15 protein-coding genes and 1 CRISPR repeat array are annotated in these 19,127 nt (G+C 36.5%); of the genes, 14 read left to right on the top strand and 1 reads right to left on the bottom strand.

Going from position 1 to position 19,127, the window contains the following annotated elements; translation table 11 throughout:
• Nucleotides 1-344: 344 nt before the first annotated feature.
• The 8 genes from CIK86_RS08425 (at nt 345) to cas6f (ending at nt 11,340) form a co-directional block, all read left to right on the top strand.
• Nucleotides 345-2,246 (top strand): AAA family ATPase, encoded by a 1,902-nt coding sequence (locus CIK86_RS08425; RefSeq protein WP_086999359.1) that lies wholly within the window; start codon nt 345-347, stop codon nt 2,244-2,246.
• Nucleotides 2,243-4,087, top strand: coding sequence for a UvrD-helicase domain-containing protein (locus tag CIK86_RS08420; protein ID WP_058155013.1), 1,845 nt, complete (start codon nt 2,243-2,245; stop codon nt 4,085-4,087). Before CIK86_RS08425 ends, CIK86_RS08420 begins: the two co-directional genes overlap by 4 nt.
• Before the next feature lie 543 nt (nt 4,088-4,630).
• Nucleotides 4,631-4,927, top strand: coding sequence for a helix-turn-helix transcriptional regulator (locus CIK86_RS08415; RefSeq protein ID WP_086999356.1), 297 nt, complete (start codon nt 4,631-4,633; stop codon nt 4,925-4,927).
• Nucleotides 4,928-4,966: 39 nt separating this feature from the next.
• Nucleotides 4,967-6,421 carry a hypothetical protein gene (locus tag CIK86_RS08410; RefSeq protein WP_086999353.1) on the top strand — a complete coding sequence of 485 codons (1,455 nt, stop codon included), beginning with the start codon at nt 4,967-4,969 and terminating at the stop codon, nt 6,419-6,421.
• Between the two features lie 61 nt (nt 6,422-6,482).
• Entirely contained in the window at nt 6,483-7,658 is a 1,176-nt protein-coding gene (locus tag CIK86_RS08405; protein ID WP_086999350.1) for a TniQ family protein, read from the top strand.
• 3 nt (nt 7,659-7,661) lie between these two features.
• Nucleotides 7,662-9,713: a type I-F CRISPR-associated protein Csy2 gene (locus CIK86_RS08400; RefSeq protein WP_086999347.1), complete on the top strand. Its 2,052-nt coding sequence runs from the start codon at nt 7,662-7,664 to the stop codon at nt 9,711-9,713.
• Nucleotides 9,713-10,741, top strand: a complete 1,029-nt coding sequence (gene csy3, locus CIK86_RS08395; protein WP_086999342.1) for a type I-F CRISPR-associated protein Csy3 — start codon at nt 9,713-9,715, stop codon at nt 10,739-10,741. Before CIK86_RS08400 ends, csy3 begins: the two co-directional genes overlap by 1 nt.
• Nucleotides 10,738-11,340, top strand: coding sequence for a type I-F CRISPR-associated endoribonuclease Cas6/Csy4 (gene cas6f / locus CIK86_RS08390; RefSeq protein ID WP_086999339.1), 603 nt, complete (start codon nt 10,738-10,740; stop codon nt 11,338-11,340). The genes csy3 and cas6f overlap by 4 nt, the downstream gene beginning before the upstream one ends.
• 116 nt (nt 11,341-11,456) lie before the next feature.
• Nucleotides 11,457-11,666: a CRISPR direct-repeat array (repeat unit 29 nt; unit sequence AGTGAACTGCCGAGTAGGCAGCTGGAAAT).
• A gap of 92 nt (nt 11,667-11,758) precedes the next feature.
• Here the strand turns inward: cas6f and CIK86_RS08385 are convergent.
• Nucleotides 11,759-12,208 (bottom strand): antitoxin Xre/MbcA/ParS toxin-binding domain-containing protein, encoded by a 450-nt coding sequence (locus CIK86_RS08385; RefSeq protein ID WP_086999337.1) that lies wholly within the window; start codon nt 12,206-12,208, stop codon nt 11,759-11,761.
• Between the two features lie 316 nt (nt 12,209-12,524).
• Between CIK86_RS08385 and CIK86_RS08380 the strand changes: the two genes are divergently transcribed.
• The 6 genes from CIK86_RS08380 (at nt 12,525) to CIK86_RS08350 (ending at nt 19,127) form a co-directional block, all read left to right on the top strand.
• The gene (locus CIK86_RS08380; protein ID WP_024601566.1) at nt 12,525-12,827 is read left to right on the top strand and encodes a hypothetical protein; all 303 of its coding nucleotides are present in this window, start codon (nt 12,525-12,527) and stop codon (nt 12,825-12,827) included.
• A 90-nt stretch (nt 12,828-12,917) separates the two neighbouring features.
• Nucleotides 12,918-13,259 carry a PDZ domain-containing protein gene (locus CIK86_RS08375; RefSeq protein WP_051385864.1) on the top strand — a complete coding sequence of 114 codons (342 nt, stop codon included), beginning with the start codon at nt 12,918-12,920 and terminating at the stop codon, nt 13,257-13,259.
• 351 nt (nt 13,260-13,610) lie between these two features.
• The gene (locus tag CIK86_RS08370) at nt 13,611-14,480 is read left to right on the top strand and encodes a hypothetical protein (RefSeq protein ID WP_140391205.1); all 870 of its coding nucleotides are present in this window, start codon (nt 13,611-13,613) and stop codon (nt 14,478-14,480) included.
• 399 nt (nt 14,481-14,879) lie between these two features.
• Nucleotides 14,880-15,443: a hypothetical protein gene (locus CIK86_RS08360; RefSeq protein WP_086999328.1), complete on the top strand. Its 564-nt coding sequence runs from the start codon at nt 14,880-14,882 to the stop codon at nt 15,441-15,443.
• A 98-nt stretch (nt 15,444-15,541) separates the two neighbouring features.
• The gene (locus CIK86_RS08355; protein ID WP_086999325.1) at nt 15,542-15,862 is read left to right on the top strand and encodes a hypothetical protein; all 321 of its coding nucleotides are present in this window, start codon (nt 15,542-15,544) and stop codon (nt 15,860-15,862) included.
• Nucleotides 15,863-16,679: 817 nt separating this feature from the next.
• Nucleotides 16,680-19,127 (top strand): TerB N-terminal domain-containing protein, encoded by a 2,448-nt coding sequence (locus CIK86_RS08350; protein WP_086999321.1) that lies wholly within the window; start codon nt 16,680-16,682, stop codon nt 19,125-19,127.

The raw sequence follows: 19,127 nt of genomic DNA, 5'->3' as shown, positions 1-19,127 counted from the left end.
GACTGATTGGGATTTTTTAATAGGTGCACTCATCACCTTTGGCATTACTTTTTCCAGTAAGGGTTTAGCCTTGTTTATATTGAACACTACCTTTTTGACTTGACAGGATAGCTCTTCACTTAAAAGTTATTTTTTACAATATGTTTCAATTATAAATGTGACACAGTATATTAAATCAAGCTAGTACATATATTTGAATATAAGACTTTAAGAACAAGTTAGGCTAGCTAAAGCATTGTTATTGAGCACGCCATTTAGAGAAAGAAGTCATTCAACTAGGATGTGTTAATTAATTTAATTGATCTCATTTATTACAGAGTCTAGCAATTGAACAAGGATAGTGTATGTATTTATCGAGTATAACGGCCGAGAATTTTAGAGGCTTTGTATCAACTCATGTTACTTTAAACAAAGGATTGAACCTACTAGTTGGTGAAAACGATGCTGGCAAAACGAGCTTAATAGATGCTGTAAGATTGGTCTTAGATACTAACTCAGCTGAATGGGTGAGGATTAAGTATTCAGATTTCAGGTCGGGATCGACAAAGCTAAAAATAAGATTGAAATTTTGTGAACTGAATGCTCATGATGGTGGGGCATTTGCTGAATATCTGACGTTTGAACAAGATGAAGATGGTAATGTTCAAACTGTGTTGCATATAACATTAACTGCTTCCATAAATGAAACCCAGACGAATAATTCACAAGGTATACGAACTGAAATCCGTGCAGGCGCTGATGATGAAGGGCCAATTTTAGATCGTGATACGCGATTATATCTTTCTACTACTTACCTTAAGCCATTAAGGGATGCTGAAAATGAACTTTCTGCAGGAAGAATGTCTCGATTGTCACAACTACTAGGCAGTAAGAGCAGCATTGGTGGTAACGAGCAGGATATAGAACGATTAATCACTTTGGTTGTAAAGGCTAACCAAATGATCAAAGCTGATGCCTCGATTTCGACTTCCAAAAATAGTGTCGAAAAACTCCTAGAAAAAATAACGTTCAAAGACACGCTATTTGCTCCTGTGATTGACATGCTTGGCAGTAAGAATGTCGAAGATATGAGTGTAGCGGAGAAGAATTCAGCATTTAAAGCAATTGTGGAGCGGCTTACTCTTGGACTGAATGATACAGGTATGTCTCATGGGTTAGGGTACAGCAATTTATTGTTTATGGCCGCCGAACTAATGCTTTTAACACAGTCAGGTGAAGGCTTTCCACTTTTGTTAATCGAAGAGCCTGAAGCACACCTTCACCCGCAGTTACAAATGAAGTTCATCCAATACCTAGCAGAAGAGCAAGAAGGCTTACAGTGCATCTTATCAACGCATAGCCCTAACCTCGCTTCAAAAGTGTCACTTGAAAATATAATACTGATGAATAAGGGGCAGTCATTTCCATTAAGGCGAGGGGCGACCCTGCTGAGTAATGATGATTACCCGTTTTTGGAAAAATTTCTTGATGTTAGCAAAGCAAATATGTTTTTCGCTAAGAGCGTTCTGTTGGTTGAAGGTGATGGTGAAAATATATTGCTGCCAACTATTGCCAAATTATTAGGGCGTCCTCTTGAAGATTATGGCGTGTCTATCGTGAATGTTGGCAACCTAGCTTATAAACGGTATGCAAAGATCTATCGTAAAAAAGTGGCTGATGAGCAACCATTCCCTATTAAAGTAGCTTGTGTAACTGATCTTGATATTTGGCCAGATAAGGCAGAAAAGAAGCAAGAGAATGACTACGGCTTTAAATTGAAAAAAGAACCTAACCTAGCCGAAGGGAAGAAAGGGAATTTGAATCGATGGATTAGCCACTATGATGATAAGCCAGATGATCTAGCAGCACGAAAAGCAAATAAGTGTGAGCAGGATGGAGAAAATGTAAAAACATTTATCTCTGAGGAATGGACTTTTGAATATTGCCTAGCCAAATCAGGTTTAGCTAAAGAAATGTATTGCTCTGTGAATGATAGTGAAGTTGGCTTTGAAAATCTTAGTGATGATCCTGAAGAAAAAGCTATTCAAATATACGGCATGGTTGAAAAAAAATCGTCTGGAAAAACTGAGGTCACATACAAATTAGCTGAAATATTAAGCAAGACCTATCAAAAGGACCCAACAGGGCTTAAAAATAAACTGCCTGCGTATATTGTTAGCGCCATTGAATATGTAACTGAACTGATTATTATAGAGGCAGAAGAGGAGCAGCCTGCTCAGTTAATCGAAGCGGAAGGTGCAGAATGATACCTTCTATAACCGATAACGATATCGAGGATTTTCAAGTTGAGACGGGGCTTATTTTTGATCATAAACGTCGACAAGCCATAAAAGAATTTGTCGATGTTCAAGCTTGCCCAGGTAGCGGTAAAACAACTCTTATTGCTGTGAAATTAATACTGCTAGCAAAGAGTTGGAAGCAGAGTACAAGTGGCATATGTGTACTTAGCCATACCAATGTAGCTAAAAATGAAATTATTAGTCGATTGGAGCGTAATGAATATGGATGTAAACTCTTATCTTATCCTCACTTCATTGGAACGATTCAAGAGTTTGTTAATCGATTCCTAGCATTACCTTTCTGTAGGTCAAAGAGCATAGTAATTAAGCGTATTGATGATGACGCTTGCTTTGATTATATTGATAGTAAACTTTCTTGGAAGGCAAGAAGGTATTTGGAAGGAAAGCCCAAAGCTAGTATATCTAACTTGCAAATTAGATATGTTGATGGTGAATTTAAAAAAATCATTCCTGGCTTCACAAAGCCCTCTACATCGGATAGTTTTAAAAACCTGTATGCAATAAAGGAAGCGATGTTGAGCGAGGGTTTATTCTTTTATAGAGAGATGTTTGAGTATGCAAAGGCGTACTTGGATATTAATCCAAATGTAATAAAAGCTATTCAATCAAGGTTTCCTTTGGCACTTGTAGATGAGATGCAAGATACATCCCTAGTGCAAGATGAAATAATTAATAAGTTATTTTGTTATAGAGGCGGCGCGCTTCAACGATTAGGTGATGCTGATCAGGCGATATTTTCTGGTGGCGAAGAAGAAAATAGCAATAGCTATAATGATTTGCAGCTGCAGGTTATAAATACCAGCCATAGATTTAACCCAAGCGTCGCAGCCCTAGCTAGTCGGTTGAGTACAAATAAGGTAGCATTGAGTTCTACTCACTTAGTCTATAACGCTCAGCCACATACGATCTACATCGTTGATGAGCAGAGCAGATCTAAAGTACTTTCAGCCTTTGCACAATTGTGCGCTAATAACCTTCCGTTAGATGAGAGACATCCAATTAAGGCCGTTGGTGGGGTTGGTAAGACTAAGCCGGAAGGTCTTACGGTTAAACACTACTTTTCAAATTTTGAAAAACGTAACTCCAGTAAAAACTTCAAACCAGAAAGAATGATCGAATACTTTAGAAGGGCTCAGAATATTGCTGCATGCAATGCAGATGGTTATAGAATAGTTTTGGAAGGAATTCGTAGGTTATTACCTATTGCAGGTTACGAACATGTACCTATATCTCAGCTAAAAAGTATGTTAAAGGACAGTCCAAAGCGTAATGAAATTAATCAAATTATAATTAAGATTCAAAATTCTGTTCTTAACGATAGTAATGCATGGGGAGATAATATTAAGGACTTATTAACAGCTCTTGGTTTGTTGGATAAGTATACAGTGCTTACCGACTTTATTTCGTATGTGGCACCAAGAGCTATAACTGATGATGAAGTTGTGTCGGCTAATATGTATGTTGAAAAAATAAATGATCGTGATATCTATATTGAGGTTGATACGATTCACTCCGTTAAGGGGGAAACGCACTCAGCGACTTTACTGCTAGAAACACAATTCTACGAGTATGATGTACATCAGGTGTTGGATTATATTATCGGTGTTAATAATACAACGCCAACAGGGGTTAGGAAGCCTAAATTTATGAAACAGCTGTATGTAGCAATGACGAGGCCAAAACACCTAATTGGCATTGCTATTGATGAATCTAGATTTCCTGAGGCTAAGCGAGCGATTGCTATTATGAATGGTTGGAATGTTGTAGATTTAACATTTGGTAATTAATATGGCACAACTATACCCACTAATTCCTATCGATTTCCTACTTTACAGGGAGTTGTTGTATAAATATGGCTTAGTTAAACGTCCATTAGTATTTCATGACTACTAGTTTAAAATAGGAAGTTAGCAGCCCAGACTGGCATTTTCAGTCGTCTCATTAGAGTTGCATAGTTATGAGTAATAGAGCTTAACGAGTGTAATCAATCACTTAATATGGTGTAAAATAATGGCATGTTTTAGACTCTTCTTTTGTAGTATAAGCAAATGAGTGTGCTTTTATTTTTCCGCCATTGCATGCAATTAAAAGGCATTACATGCGATACAAAAGCAATTGCATGCTTTACCATTTTTGACATTATTTATTGAAACAATCTTACCAGAAGCATCGCTAGCAAAAACAAGCATAAAATTCCTTTTAACTCATAAATTTATAGTTTAAGACATTACTAATTAAGTGTATATTTAAAAACTAAAATATCCTTAGTACACTTATAGGTTAGATACTAAGAGAATCTTAGCTAGATATGTTTTATAGCTAAGGTTCACATGGAAACTCCAACACCTTCACGCCTAAAATCTGCAAGAAAAGCAGCTGGCCTTACTCAGCAACAGCTAGGTATGGCATTAGGAATGGAGCCAAACACGGCTAGTGCTCGCATGAACCAATATGAAAAAGGCAAACATGCCCCTGATTTCTTAACCATGAAACGCATTGCTAAAGAGCTAGATGTACCAGTAGCTTATTTCTATTGTGAAGAAGATATTTTATCTGAATTAATTTGTGCTTTAGGTCAGTTAAGTAGAGAAGAGCAAAAAGAAATCTTATCCAAAATAAAATTATAAACTTGATTTCATGATTCATGTAGTTAGGGGAGATGAATAATGCGAGGAAAGCCAGAAGAAACAGATTTTACACTTTTCTGCGAAAGGCAAGGCATTGTGTGCTCAAAACCGGAAGAGGATACTAACGGATGGGATCGCCTACTTGAATACACATTTGAGGAAATTGAATATAAGGTTTACGTACAGGTTAAAGCTATGGAAGGTGCTTATGAAAGTTATAGAGGACGTAATGTAAAATTATCCAATATGCTGAAATTTGGAAGGACACTTGCCCCATGTTTCTTTGTTTTTGTTGAAACCAAACATAATCATAATACTAAGTTTCATCTAGTACATTACGACAAAAAGCTACTTGAAAAAACCTTACGTAAAAAAACGCAGTTAGAATCTGAGGGGAAAGATGAACTACATAAGATTAATATAAAAGTTAATCCAAAAACTGCAAATGAGGTTGTTGTAATAAGTAATGGTGATTGTATAAAATCTAAGATTTGTCAATTGATGAAATCATTTGGTAAAACTTATAAGGAATATATTAGTTATAAATCACAGGAGTTGGAATCTCTTGGTTATGAAGATGGTCGTTATCAAATAAACATGAAGTTTGAGCCTCAGCAGTTTGAGAAGCTTATATTTGGAGAGCAAAAAGAGATTCAAGTAGAGGTAACAGGGGCTTCGGAGAGTCGATTTGGGATTACTCTAACAGCCGATTCAGGGTTACAAAAGTTGGTCGGAAGCCCAAATGCAAGCTTAGTTTCTCCCGATTTTGTACCTGATTCGATAAAGGAACAAGTCGTCCACCTTGATAACAACGCTAATAGTAAGACAAAAGAATATGAGTTCGATTTTGGTGAAGCCTATTTCCCTATAAAAATGTCGGGTACACTTCTTTTAAGTCCTGTTACAGATGCGATGAAATTAACCTTTAGCTTCTTTTCTATAACTTACTATTTTGAAAACCACGAAATTAATTTAAAAATATTCCTTAATGAATTTTTTAAGAAGCCAAGGACACTATTTGAAATTAAAAGATGCTTTAAGCTATTGGAATTAATTGAGCAGTTTGACTTTCATATTGTAGATAAAAGCGAAGAAAGGATTCGATTACCTTTTAATTCTTTTAAAGGAAAATTACCAGTCATACTCAAGTTACTTGATACGCTCAAATTGTATACCAAATTTCTTACGGATTTAGATCTAGAATATGAGGAATTATTTGCAGGAAATTTCTTCGAAACGCAATTCCTTAATATCATATGTGGGGGTGATAATTTTCACTTAGATTGTAAAAGGAATATTGAATACTTAAATTGCTATTTTATCTTCGGTAATGAACATAGAAAGTTTTGTTCAAGCTATCATTTTAAGAAAGGGCTAGGTTCTAATAAATCTAATTATTATTATGATCATCATATTGAAAAGAGAATAATTTCAGATCTTAGCGAATTTCGCAGTGCTTTAAATCAAAAAGAGGATCTAATTATAGAGCTTTGAGTTGACTTTCATAATCGACTATTCTAAACCTAAACTAAGATTTTCTTAGTTTAGGTTGGCGATGCATTTTTTAGTTCAAACAAAACCTTATCCAGATGAAGCGCTTGAAAGCTATTTACTAAGGCTTGCAAGAGATAACTCATACGATGGCTATAGTGAGCTTGCTGATATTTTATGGCAATGGCTTGCAGAGCAAGATCATGATCTTGAAGGTGCGTTGCCGTTAGAGCTGAGTAAAGTTGATGTTTATCATGCTAGGCAAGCGAGTAGCTTTAGAATAAGAGCGCTTAAGTTGGTAGCTCAATTAGCTGATGTAAACGCTGGTGATATTCTTGGACTTGCATGGCGGCGCAGTAACTTTAAATTTGGCAACCTAGCAGCAGTAAGCCGTAATGAGCTGACTATTCCCCTTGAACTACTTCGCACTGATAACATACCTGTTTGCATTGAATGCTTAGCTGAATCTTCATATATTCCTTTTTATTGGCATTTAAAGCCCTATAAAGCGTGCCATAAACATGAAACACGATTGACTATACAATGTAGTGAATGTCATAACTTAATTGATTACAGAGCTTCTAAGGCGTTTTTAGAGTGTAATTGTGGTTGTAAACTAACCAGTAGTGAACAGTTAAACGATGCAGACTTTAAAATTGCATCTGCACTTGCAAGTAGTCACAGCCAAAAAATAGTCGGGTTAATATCCTGGTTTGCGAAGGTTAAGCAACTTGATGTAAGCGATGCTGACTTTAATCGATCGTTTGTTGATTACTTTAGTACTTGGCCTAAAAGCTTTAACGCTGAATTAGATTTACTCACAAATAATGCGCGGCTCAAGCAACTTAACCCTTTTAATAAAACTAAGTTCAGCTCTGTTTATGGCGATTTGATCCGTGATGCTCAAATAGCTGCAACAAGTAACCGTAAAAACAAAGTACTTGATGAGGTTATTAATTACTTTGTCGAATTAGTTGATAGTAACCCTAAAGCTAAACATCCAAACATTGCAGATTTACTGCTTTGTACTTTTGATGCCGCAGTATTATTAAATACCACTACAGAGCAAGTTTACAGGCTTCATCAAGAAGGTTTTTTAAACTGCGCTTACCCACAAAAAAAGCACGAACGACTCAGAGCTGATAGCCATGTATTTTATTTACGCCAAGTGATTGAGCTACAGCAAGCATTCGCAGCTGAAACGCCTCAAACAAAAAAACAATTTATAGCGCCGTGGTAACTTATGAACTTACAAGATGCATTTGCAATTGAATCACTAAAAGAAAAAACCACAACACTTAGAAAGTTGTTTGCGCCATACACGCCTCATGTTGCAGTAGATGGTTTTGAGGAACAAGCGCTGACTGTGCTCATTAACCTAGTTTATAAGCGCAGTGAAATTGATGATTTAACAAGTGTAAGAACTGCTAAAAGTGTATTACGCGATGAAGTGTTATTGAGTAAGTGCATTAACGAAGTTAAATGGTTTCATACTCATAATTTAAAATACCCCGATATACGAGTAAGCCATCAACGTTTAATTAGTGAAGTTGTAAGTGAAGATATTGCGGGTATTTGTAGCCGGTCATTACCTTTAAGTTTTGGCTGGTCGCACAACAGTGCTGAAATTAATCATGCAAAGTTATTTTTAACCTCATTTATTTGGCAAGGCGAAGTAACTTGTTTAGCAAAGTTACTAATAGCTGAAGAACCTGTTTGGATTAATTTAATCAGAGCATACGGGTTTACTAAAAAGGCGGTTTTAAACATCTCGGGCAAAATAAAACAGCTTTTGCCAGTGGCAGAACTCCCATTAGAAGTAAGCTCTTTTTCACCACAATTACAAATGCCATTTCAGCAAAGTTACCTTGCGGTTACGCCTGTAATAAGTCACGCAATGCTAGCTAAAATTCAGCAATTAACAACTGAGCGTAAACTAAACTTTGGTTTAGTTGAGCACTCAAGACCTGCCAATGTTGGCGATTTAGCAAGCTCAGTAGGTGGTAATATAAGAGTGCTTCGTTACTTTCCTAAAACATATTCAAAGGCTATTAACCGCTCTAAAGTAGCCAATAATGATATTGAAAAAGCATTTAAAATTCGTGCGCTATTAAGCAGTCAATTTCAACAGGCACTTTTGGTGTTGGTAGGCATTAAACAGTTTAATACGTTAAGGCAAAAGCGATTAGCGCGAGTAGCGGCTATTAGGCAAGTACGTGTTAGTTTGCAGTTATGGCTTGATAATATTCTTGAAGCTAAAAATAACGCGCAAAACCAAGCTTATCCTGAGTGGGCAAAGCATTATTTAGATCAGAGTATTACTAACTGTATAAGCCAATTTAGTAACATATTAAATGAAAGCCTTAGTTCTTTGAGCAAACTTAAACGCTTTGCGTATCACCCTAATTTAATGGGGCTGTTCAAAACGCAGTTAAACTATGTATTTACTCATTGTGCAACTGAACAAGAAACATTAAAAGATGAGCAAATAGTGTATGTACATTGCCAAGATATGCGAGTGTTTGATGCCGAGGCAATGGCTAACCCGTATATTCAAGGTATGCCGTCACTTACTGCTTTAAATGGGCTTGCTCATAACTTTGAGCGTAAGCTAAAAAACTTTATAGACCCTTCAATTAAGTGTATTGATAGTGCTATTTACATTGAAAACTATCAACTACATACGGGTAAACCATTACCTGAGCCAAGCAAGTTAAAACAAGTTACAGGGCGTAGTCATGTTATAAGTTCTGGTATTATCGATAAACCTAAATGCGATATAACACTCGATTTAGTGTTTAGGCTTTTCGTACCAAATACTGAGTTGTTAGATAAGTTAAACAGTCAGCTTATAAAGCCAGCAATTCCATCTTCATTTGCGGGTGGGACTATGCATCCACCTTCGTTATACCAGAGTATAGATTGGTGTCATGTACATACTAAACCGAGTGAGCTATTTAAAAATATAAAGGCAAAATCGTTAAATGGCAGTTGGTTGTACCCTTCAAAAAAAGTAGTCAAAAGTTTTGAACAATTGATAGATGCGCTTAACGGTAACTTTAATTTAAGACCCGCTGCAATTGGCTTTGCTGCGCTTGAAGAACCCGTAAAGCGAGATGCAGCTTTACATGAACACCATTGTTATGCAGAGCCCGTAATTGGGTTGTTAGAGTGTGTTAGCAATACATCAGTAAAGTACGCAGGCGCTAAGCAGTTTTTTCATAATGCATTTTGGGTTATGGATGTTCAAAAAGAGTCTATGCTTATGAAAAAGTCTAAGTTTGAGTATGAATAATGCAATTACCTCGGCACTTAAGTTACACGCGTTCGCTTTCACCCAGTAAAGCGGTGTTTTTTTATAAAACATCGGAGTCTGATTTTGAACCGCTACAAATAGAGCAAAATAAATTAGTTGGGCAAAAGTCAGGGTTTGGCGATGCGTATCAAAATCAAAATGAGGCTAAAAATTTAGCGCCACAAGATCTTGCTTTTGGGAACCCACAAACAATTGATGTGTGCTACGTGCCTCCAACGGTAAATGAGCTATTTTGCCGTTTTTCACTCAGGGTTGAGGCTAATAGTATAGAGCCTCATGTTTGTGATGACCCTAAAGTTATTTATTGGTTAAAACGGTTTTTTGAAACCTATAAAAAGCACAATGGCCTTAATGAAGTTGCAACTCGCTATGCTAAAAATATACTGATGGGCAACTGGCTTTGGCGCAACCGCCAATCACCAAATGTTGATATTGAAATCCTCACAGAACATTTAGACCCAATAATTGTTGAGGGTGCACAAAAGCTAAAGTGGCAGGGCAATTGGAAAAATAATCAAACAGCACTAATAACACTATCAGAAGCTATTCAAGAAGGGCTTAGCAGCCCTCAAAATTATTGTTATTTAGATATAACCGCAAAGATTAAAAATGCATTTAGCCAGGAGGTTCACCCAAGTCAAAAGTTTGTAGATGCTGTTGAACAGGGCATGTCATCTAAACAACTTGCGTACACCCAAGTGGGCGATAAAAAAGCAGCAAGTTTAAACTCACAAAAAGTAGGGGCGGCTATCCAAACTATCGATGATTGGTACGAGGGAGGCTACAAACCTTTACGCACTCACGAGTATGGCGCAGATAAGCAAATATTAGTTGCACACAGAACACCTAAGAGCCATTCAGACTTTTATTCATTACTCCCGCGCATTGCTTTGCATATTAAACACATGGAAAAGCATGGTTTAGAGCAAGGTGAAGAATCAGACGCAGTTCACTTTATTGCGGCAGTGTTGATCAAAGGCGGCTTGTTCCAAAGGAGTAAAGGTTGAAGCGCTATTATTTTACCATTACTTATATACCTAAAAATTGTGATGTAAGCCTTCTCGCAGGACGTTGTATTGGTATTTTGCATGGGTTTGTGAGTTCACGTGAAATAATTAATATTGGTGTGTGCTTTCCTAAATGGAATGAGCAAACAATAGGTAATCAAATAGCGTTTGTATCGACAGATAAAAAGCAATTAACCAATCTATCTCAGCAAAGCTATTTTGAGATGATGACTCATGATAAGTTATTTGGCTTATCAAAAATACTCGAAGTACCAGTAAACCAAAGCGAAGTCATGTTTGTTCGCAACCAATCAGTAGCCAAAGCATTTGTTGGTGAAAAGCAAAGACGATTGAAACGCGCTAAAAAGCGAGCTGAAGCTAGAGGGGAGGTTTACAACCCTGAATATAAATTTGAGGCAAAGGACATAGGCCATTTTCATTCAATACCTGTATCAAGCAAAGGCAACGGGGAAAGTTTTATACTTCATATACAAAAAATTGAAAATACTAATGCGGTAGGAAATCAATTTAATAATTATGGCTTTGCTACAAATCAAACATTCCAAGGCACGGTTCCCTCTTTGAATACCCTTTTTTAATAGTTTTAAAACACTCTTTTAATTTTCAATGAGTTATCTGATTGATTGAAAATAAGGGTAAATAATTTAAATTCATTTAACAGTTTGGTATTTGTAGAAATTTAAACTATTTTTAATAGTGAACTGCCGAGTAGGCAGCTGGAAATTCATAGCGACCTGAACGCCTTATGTTATACAAGTGAACTGCCGAGTAGGCAGCTGGAAATTGAGTACGTAAAAGAGCTGACTGCTCGACTTAGTGAACTGCCGAGTAGGCAGCTGGAAATATAAAAAACGATACATAGCGCTAATATATATTGTGAACTGCCGAGTAGGCAGCTGAAGTTAGGCCGGGAAGTGAATAACCACAAATTGTGACTTTTTACTGCCGAAAAGGCAGAGGTTAAATAGAAAGTCCCCAGCAAACGCTGGGGTCTTTTTAAGCGTTATAACCGTATTTAAGGCTATTAACAACGTTCTTAATTAGCCTTCTTCCTGCAATAGTATTTACAAACATCAAAGGTGCTTTAGAGCTAAATTGTAAGGAGTACGTATTTAGCCATTTATTCCATCGTTCAATATTTTCAAAGTAATCAATACAAGCTGATGCTAGATGAGCTAACTCAAAGGTATTTTCACTCAAAGTTGCATTTAAGCGTGTGTACTCTTTTTTATGACGTTTCAAAGTTCTAATATTTGTACCAATTGCTTTAGCAAAGGATTGAATATCCCAACCTAACTGAAGCCTAAACTTCTCAACACTCTTTATATCTAAACCACGCTGAATTAATTCAATTTCATCTAAAGGGTTTGAGCTTAAATTAACTTTTCCATTGCTGAGTATATCTACAAATTTATGATTAGTGCTAGGTTGCATATCACTAGGCATACATACCTCAAAGTCAGGAAAGTTATATTTAATAATAGCACTTCTACTATTAAGCTGATAGTCGGGTTAGAGCGAGAAGCGGACATTGAGAGTGGCTAAATGTAAGAGTTAATTGATTGGTCAAACTGTTTTTTACTCATATATTCATGAAATGAGGAAAAGCGTATATTGTTGACTCAGCTTTTTTGTAGGCGATAGAAACTTAGAGATAGTAATATCTTAGGTAATTTGGTAAAACTATGTAGATATTATCGTGCCTATAGCAGAGAAATGCGCTATTCGCGTGCTATTAAATTATACACATGGAGTAAGGGTATTGTTCAATAAATTAATTCCAATTTCTCTGATCGTTTTGTTATCAGCTTGTGGTGCAACCCAACCAGCACCATACCAAAAAGATAAAATACTTGAAGATAGAGATCAATATAACGGTTTAGAAGGTATGGCTCAGTATCAAAAAGATCAGAATTACCTTGTAAGTAAAGAGCTGTCTGATAAATGTACCAAAGCTAAAATTGACTTAGCAGTTGCAGAAACAAATAAAAATGCTAACGAAATTAAGAAACAAAATTCACTAATTAGCAATACGTGTATAAGGTTTTTCAAGTCGGGCCTCTAACAGTTTTGTCGGTTCCACGTCGTTTCATATTTTAGCAAATAATTACAAACCGCTTAAAACGGCGGTTAATTTTTTAAAGGAGTAAGGTTTTTGAATTTAACTAGGAAGGTTCTATTAATTTGTTTGTTTTTTCCATTTGTAGCTTTCGCCAAAGGGAAAGTTGGGATTGCCGTCGGTGTGTCTGTTGATGGGTTTTTTAGTCCTGAAATAACCGAGTTTAAAATTGATGAAGTTCATTCTGGATCTCCTGCAGAAAAAGCTGGAGTTAAAGTTGGTCAATTAGTTATCGAACTTGATGGTTGCAAAATCCCGGGCTGCCCAGCAGATAAAGCTAAAAAGCTTATGGATAAAGAAACAGGTGAAATATTACTATTACTAGTTAAAAACTTAGATGGCAGTGAAGCTTTGCTAAAAATACATGTAGGTGAGTAAAAATCTAACGAGAAACTAAACAAGGATAAAAAAGTTGGCTTTTATATGGGCTCCATTAACTTCAAGAGCTTATTTTGGGGTTATTCTACAACTTTATTGTTACAGTCCGCTTATTGCACTGAGCCGAACTTCGGCAAAGAGCGAATAGCAGACGGTCGAGTAAACTCGTTTTTGGACAAAATTTTACTAGTGACTTTACTAATGTATTAATGCATGAATTACTTCAGGTATTAAAAAGTCCCTCTTTCTTGTATGCTATGTGTCACTCTAACCGCTCCAAAAGATGTACAGGAAATGACGCCCCATAAGACCAAACTTGCTTCGCTGTTATTGTTAGTACCAGCATTGGCAATGGCTAAAACTGAAGTTATCGATATACCCGCAGAACAGAATTATCTATTGTCCTACAGCTGGAAAATAGATAAGGATACGACATTCACTTTATCTAGATACTGTGACCCTAAAAGGGACGAGGGCATTTTCGTTTCTTACAAGGAAAGCTACTGCAACAACTCTGCCTATGTTCGCAGCACTATGGCAAATGACTCAAGAACGCGCTTTGGTCATAGCTATACCGTTACAGTTAGCAATGGTGAAACGAGTGTCAGGTCTAACAGTTCTTGGAATAGGTCGAGTCAAAGGACAGAGAATAAGTTTATTCGCTCGCTATTTCAGAAGTCCGATCCTGTTGTTAGGGTGAATGGGTATGGTCAAATATCCGATGACAAGCTAATTAAACTGGATGGTCTTAAGCAAGTTAAGGTTCCTAAAAGTCTGTTTAAGAACGACCAAACATATTCAATTGATAAGTCAGTTCGTTTGCTTGGATACCGTGATGCCTACAACGCTATTCATGATGACGCTAAAGCCGAGTTCAATGCTAAGTATGATGCGCAGAACCAAAGACTTGCACTAATACTGCTCATGATTGCCATAGCGGTTCTTGGTGGAAGTTATGCGACTTGGAGGTACGTGTTAAAGCCAGCTGCGAATAAGCTGAGTAAAACGCGCAAAGAAGTGTCTGATAAGCTTGAGAAAAACAAGGTTAGTAAGATTGCCAAAGAAGAAGCGATTCGACAGAGCGTTCGTACCACAATCGAAAACGACAATGCTGCGATTACTGCACTGAAGTCTCAGATTAAAGAAGCTCTTGATAACGATGATGCTAAGACCGCGAAGGTTCTGATAGAAGCGCTAGATAAGATAGAGTCTAAGGACTGAATCACCATAAATCCATAGGCACTTTGTGGCATGATAAATAAAATAACTATGTATAAAAATGAGGCACAGCACAGTTCTAGCTTAGAATGGGGCAGAAACGAGTTACATCTTAATGTCCGCAATTGGCACTTTTGCGAAGTTCGGCTGTGAGCGAGAACCGGTCATTGAGGTTGGCTTAATACAACAGTTAATTGATTTGCTAACTGTGTTGTTCGCGCATATATTCAAGCAAACGAGCGTCACGCGCATTTTGTTTCATTTAACTTTACTTAAAGTTATAGAAAACTCAGCTATAGTAATACCTTAGGTTATTTGTTAAAACTATATAAGGTAGATAAATGAGTGTGGCGTCGGCAGCGATGAGCGCACCATTAAATTGTTATATATTTAGGAGAGTGTGTGCTTGTATTTATCTTAGGGGCCATTTCAGGAGCTTTTGTTTTATTAGTAGGATTTCTAATTTTTAAGTTTGAATTCGACTTAGCTCTTATGACTAATGTTGTAATTGCCGCAGCAACAGTTGTTGCAACGATAATCCATCTTGATTCAACAAGAAAGCAAAGAAAAGATCGAATTTGGGATATTAATAAAGATGCTCTGTTAAATTTGGCTCATTCTCTTTCTTTGGTAATTCATGCTTCGGAATATTATTCTGAGCTTGAGTGTTATCGTAATCAAGGCATTAATGAGTCACCTAGCATTCGTGAACCCAAAGATGGTGTTTATGAAAATTTTAATAATAACCAAGAGCAAGTATTAAATGTATATCGTACATTAATGGATAAAGAATTAATTGATAGCCTTGAGTCTTGCAAAGCACAAAATAAAAAAATATCTGAGGCAGTAGATCATGACGCAATAAATAATTATGAAGCTTATGATGCTTCATTAGATTCATATAAAGAACTGCAAAATAAATTAAATATTTTCATTGCAGAAATGTCAGGCATCAAAAGTATATAACAAGGAATTTAAACGGAACAAAAACAGTGGGTTACGTTTCGCTTCGCTACACATTTTAACCCGCTACTTTTGTCCGCTTAATGCGGCGTTAGGTGTATATGATAATCGACAAGCTTGCAGGATTTAACAACCCATACAGCCTGATGGCAGAAAGAGATGTTAGAGCGTCCGCGTGGGTTTACCTAAAAAGAAGTACAATTACCGAAGTAGGAGCGTTGCTTTTATGGTGGCGCTTCCAATACGAAATTACTTTAGATTTCATCAACAAAGGACGACAATTTTACGACATCTCATCATTTAATGGTAGAAAATTAGTCTCATTTAAAGAGAGGCTTAAGCTTTATCGTGAAAGTGGTGAAAAGCATCCTGTTGAATTACCTTTGCATTACAGCTCGTACTGGCAAGACAACCAGCTTTAATTCACTTAACAAGGTTGTAACCGGCGTTACAAACGTCCGGAAATGGCACATAGCAGCCAATTAAACTTGGCAGTATTTTTATGTGGTTGGCTTCATAAAGCCTGTATTTGGTAACTTTATGCCATTATAAGCTTCAATATTATGCCAACTTACACTTCAATTGCTACGCTGTAGCCCAGTAAAAAGGTATGTTCTTATGCCAGTTTATGCTTCAAACAACATTGGGTGTTACAAATTTAATTTAATATACTTCATAAACATATACTTTTTAAATAAAGCTATTAAAGCTTGCTTAACCATATTCTGATTTTTAAATTAGCTTTCTTAAGTATGATCATTTAAATGGAATTAAAAGCTTAATTTATGTCTACAGTTTCCAAAGTGTTTTTACCTGATGAGGGAAAAACTACACCTCTAATAAAATTCTATCTTTAGATGAAGCAAAACTATTCAAGCTTAGACGTTTTTTGAGAGAGCCTGAAGGGTTAGGTAGTATTTTATGTATTACATGTTTTGAGCCTTTAATTCTTGCTGGTACTCCACCTGCGGCAACTTTTTAATTATGAACCAAGTTCAGTTTAGCCTTTGAATTTTGTAAGTTTGACATTTTACTACGGGTGATCAAGTTAATCCCGAGTAACAGTTTGAATTGCTATACATAGTAAGCTTTATTAAAGACGGTTTTATTGTTTGCTTAAGAATAATTGAAATTACTTAGCAACAGTACTATACATTTATGAATTTTTTAGTGGTATGTTAGTAGTAGATGGAGTTTTAAATAACAAAATGGTGCCAACCATTTTTAAAGGGATGTTGCATGGAATTCGTTTTTATAATTGCAGTTGTTATATTGATAATTTGGTTAATTACAAGTTCACGCTCAGATTCAAAAAAAACAAAGCCTAGAGTGCTAGGTAACCCGAGTCAAAATATAAAAGAAACTCGTGATGCGGCTGCTTCTAAACATTCTTTATCTAAGCCTTCTTTATCTAGACCTTCGAGTGACGTAACTAGCTCGATAGCTCCTATTACAACTACAAAAGCATCAGTTAGTGTTGAGTTACACGAACAAGCTACTGAATTAACCACAGCAAAGCAGACTAATCCAAAAACTCACACCACTGCTGTTAATAAACCTACGCCAATTATAGAGAGTGCCCATAGTGCAACACATTCTGAGGACGATTTTGCTACATTTAATATTTTTGAGAGCACAGAACCTCAAAATGCAAACATTAAAAGTACAAGAAAAGCCCAATGGCTTGATAAGAAGAAAGAAACTATTATACACAAGCGCAAGCTAAGAGGATTTATTTACTTAGGTGAAAAAATGGAGTCTCTTCGAGGTTATGACTCTGAGCCTGCATTATTAAACCCAATTTTACCCGCATCAACCCCTTTGGGGCATCAGCTAGGTTATTATACAGATGATTCACTTGGTTACTGGCCGAGTTATAACAGGCTTTCTAGACAGTGTAGAGGAGCCTACCTTGACTGGTTAGCAACCGACAGAAGCGCGGCCAATACCCCAGTAGGATTCGTGTTTTTGTACTTTTATGGACTTGAAAGATTTGTTATTGAAAATGGTCAAGTTGATAAAGTTGGAGATGAACAATTTGAAGACATTTTTTATGAAGTACTGCGTTTGCACAAGGTGTTTATTTCAAATCGTTCTTTTGCTGGTTACTCAGCAAACTTTTTGGAATTTATGTATTTACTTAAACCTGAATTATTTAAAAGTAAAAAACATATATTACCGAAGACGCGTCATTCACTACTTTTTAAATTACGTCTTTCAGAGCAAGTTGTTGCCACAGAAAGAGTGAGTGATGAACTAGCACTTGAGTGGATTAAAAATACAGACCAATACAATCTAAAAACAGCAGCTAGACGCTGCGATGTAGAGTTTGATTCACTTTTCAAACTTTACTACAAGCAAAAATTCCCAGAAGGGATGCAAGTAAAAGTAAATAAAACTAAATTAAACGCTGAGTACTTTGCTGCCAGTGGTGGCATCCCTAGCGTTAAAATTTTACTCGACGGTTTGCCTGACCCGAGCATATTAAAAGCACCTATAAAAAAGCTTATTCCAATAGCAGATATGGTCACTGAGGAACTAGCTAGCTATAGCCGTTATTTAGCTAAGACTAATACAAGCAAAGATGATTTAGCTGCATTAATACTGTTGCCTCGTGCCATCGCTAATAGCCAACCATCACCATTAATCGAAAAGTTTAAAACGTGGGCCCAAACTATCATTTTAGAACATGATGGGGTAACAAATGTAGCTGATTTTTGGTTGCAAACAGACTTACCAGCACCAAAAGCGATAAATAAGAAAGAAGGTGAGCTCATTTATAACTTAGCTAACTTTGCTGATATTGGTATTGCGCCTGACTTACGTTATCACCATACAAAACCTAAATTAGATGGCAAACTTATATTATTTTATCCAGGTCATGGGGAAGAGTTCGTCCCTAGCTATGCGTTTAATCAAGTCGGTGTCGCACTGCGCTTAGGTGCTATGGTTGCAAATATAGATGGAATTGTAGATGAGTCAGAAAGTTCAGAGTTAGAAAAGCTAATTGCTCATGATGAAAAATTAACGGATACAGAAAAGCGATCTCTAAAGGCTTATCTTACATGGCGATTAGTTACACCATCAGATAATACGGGGTTAAAAAATAGACTTAATAATTTAGGTGTAAAAGAAATAGAATTTGTGAAACGGTTTATTCTGTCTATTGCGCTCGCTGATGGCAATGTTGATAACAAAGAAGTAAAGCAAATCGAAAAACTCTACACAAATTTAGGGTTGAATAAAGAGTCTGTTACGAGTGATATTCATCAGCTTACTACAAGTAGTCACCAACCAGCACTAAGTAATCAAAACTCATCAGAATTTAGCTTAGATGAAACAATATTAGCCCTTCATGAAAGCCAAACAACAGAAGCAAAAAATATGTTGGAACAGATCTTTATCTCAGGTGAAGATGAAAGCGATTATATTGAAGTCTCAGAGCTGACAAACGAAGTTGATGGATTAGATCTGGCTCATAGCCAGTTGTTTGAAAAGCTATGTGCTAAAGCGCAATGGGGTCGCGAAGAGGTAGCCCAAATGTGTAGTGAGCTAAAATTAATGGTCGATGGTGCTATAGAAACCATCAATGACTGGTCATTTGATTTAGTGGATGCACCAGTAATCGAAGACGATGGTGATATATACATTGATGAAGAAATAGTCGAAGAGATAAGGGAGTTATAA

This window comes from Pseudoalteromonas sp. JB197, from assembly GCF_002332205.1.
Taxonomy (GTDB): domain Bacteria; phylum Pseudomonadota; class Gammaproteobacteria; order Enterobacterales; family Alteromonadaceae; genus Pseudoalteromonas; species Pseudoalteromonas nigrifaciens.
The sequence above is the reverse complement of the archived record's forward strand: the minus strand, read 5'-3'. Positions and strand labels throughout refer to the sequence as shown.

Bases quoted from the DNA above. Each gene is read 5' to 3' on its own strand.
- CIK86_RS08350 (WP_086999321.1), top strand. From the start codon at position 16,680: ATGGAATTCGTTTTTATAATTGCAGTTGTTATATTGATAATTTGGTTA.
- CIK86_RS08405 (WP_086999350.1), top strand. From the start codon at position 6,483: ATGCATTTTTTAGTTCAAACAAAACCTTATCCAGATGAAGCGCTTGAA.
- CIK86_RS08410 (WP_086999353.1), top strand. From the start codon at position 4,967: ATGCGAGGAAAGCCAGAAGAAACAGATTTTACACTTTTCTGCGAAAGG.
- CIK86_RS08355 (WP_086999325.1), top strand. From the start codon at position 15,542: ATGATAATCGACAAGCTTGCAGGATTTAACAACCCATACAGCCTGATG.
- CIK86_RS08385 (WP_086999337.1), bottom strand. From the start codon at position 12,208: ATGCCTAGTGATATGCAACCTAGCACTAATCATAAATTTGTAGATATA.
- CIK86_RS08370 (WP_140391205.1), top strand. From the start codon at position 13,611: ATGGCTAAAACTGAAGTTATCGATATACCCGCAGAACAGAATTATCTA.
- csy3 (WP_086999342.1), top strand. From the start codon at position 9,713: ATGCAATTACCTCGGCACTTAAGTTACACGCGTTCGCTTTCACCCAGT.
- CIK86_RS08415 (WP_086999356.1), top strand. From the start codon at position 4,631: ATGGAAACTCCAACACCTTCACGCCTAAAATCTGCAAGAAAAGCAGCT.
- CIK86_RS08400 (WP_086999347.1), top strand. From the start codon at position 7,662: ATGAACTTACAAGATGCATTTGCAATTGAATCACTAAAAGAAAAAACC.
- CIK86_RS08420 (WP_058155013.1), top strand. From the start codon at position 2,243: ATGATACCTTCTATAACCGATAACGATATCGAGGATTTTCAAGTTGAG.
- CIK86_RS08425 (WP_086999359.1), top strand. From the start codon at position 345: ATGTATTTATCGAGTATAACGGCCGAGAATTTTAGAGGCTTTGTATCA.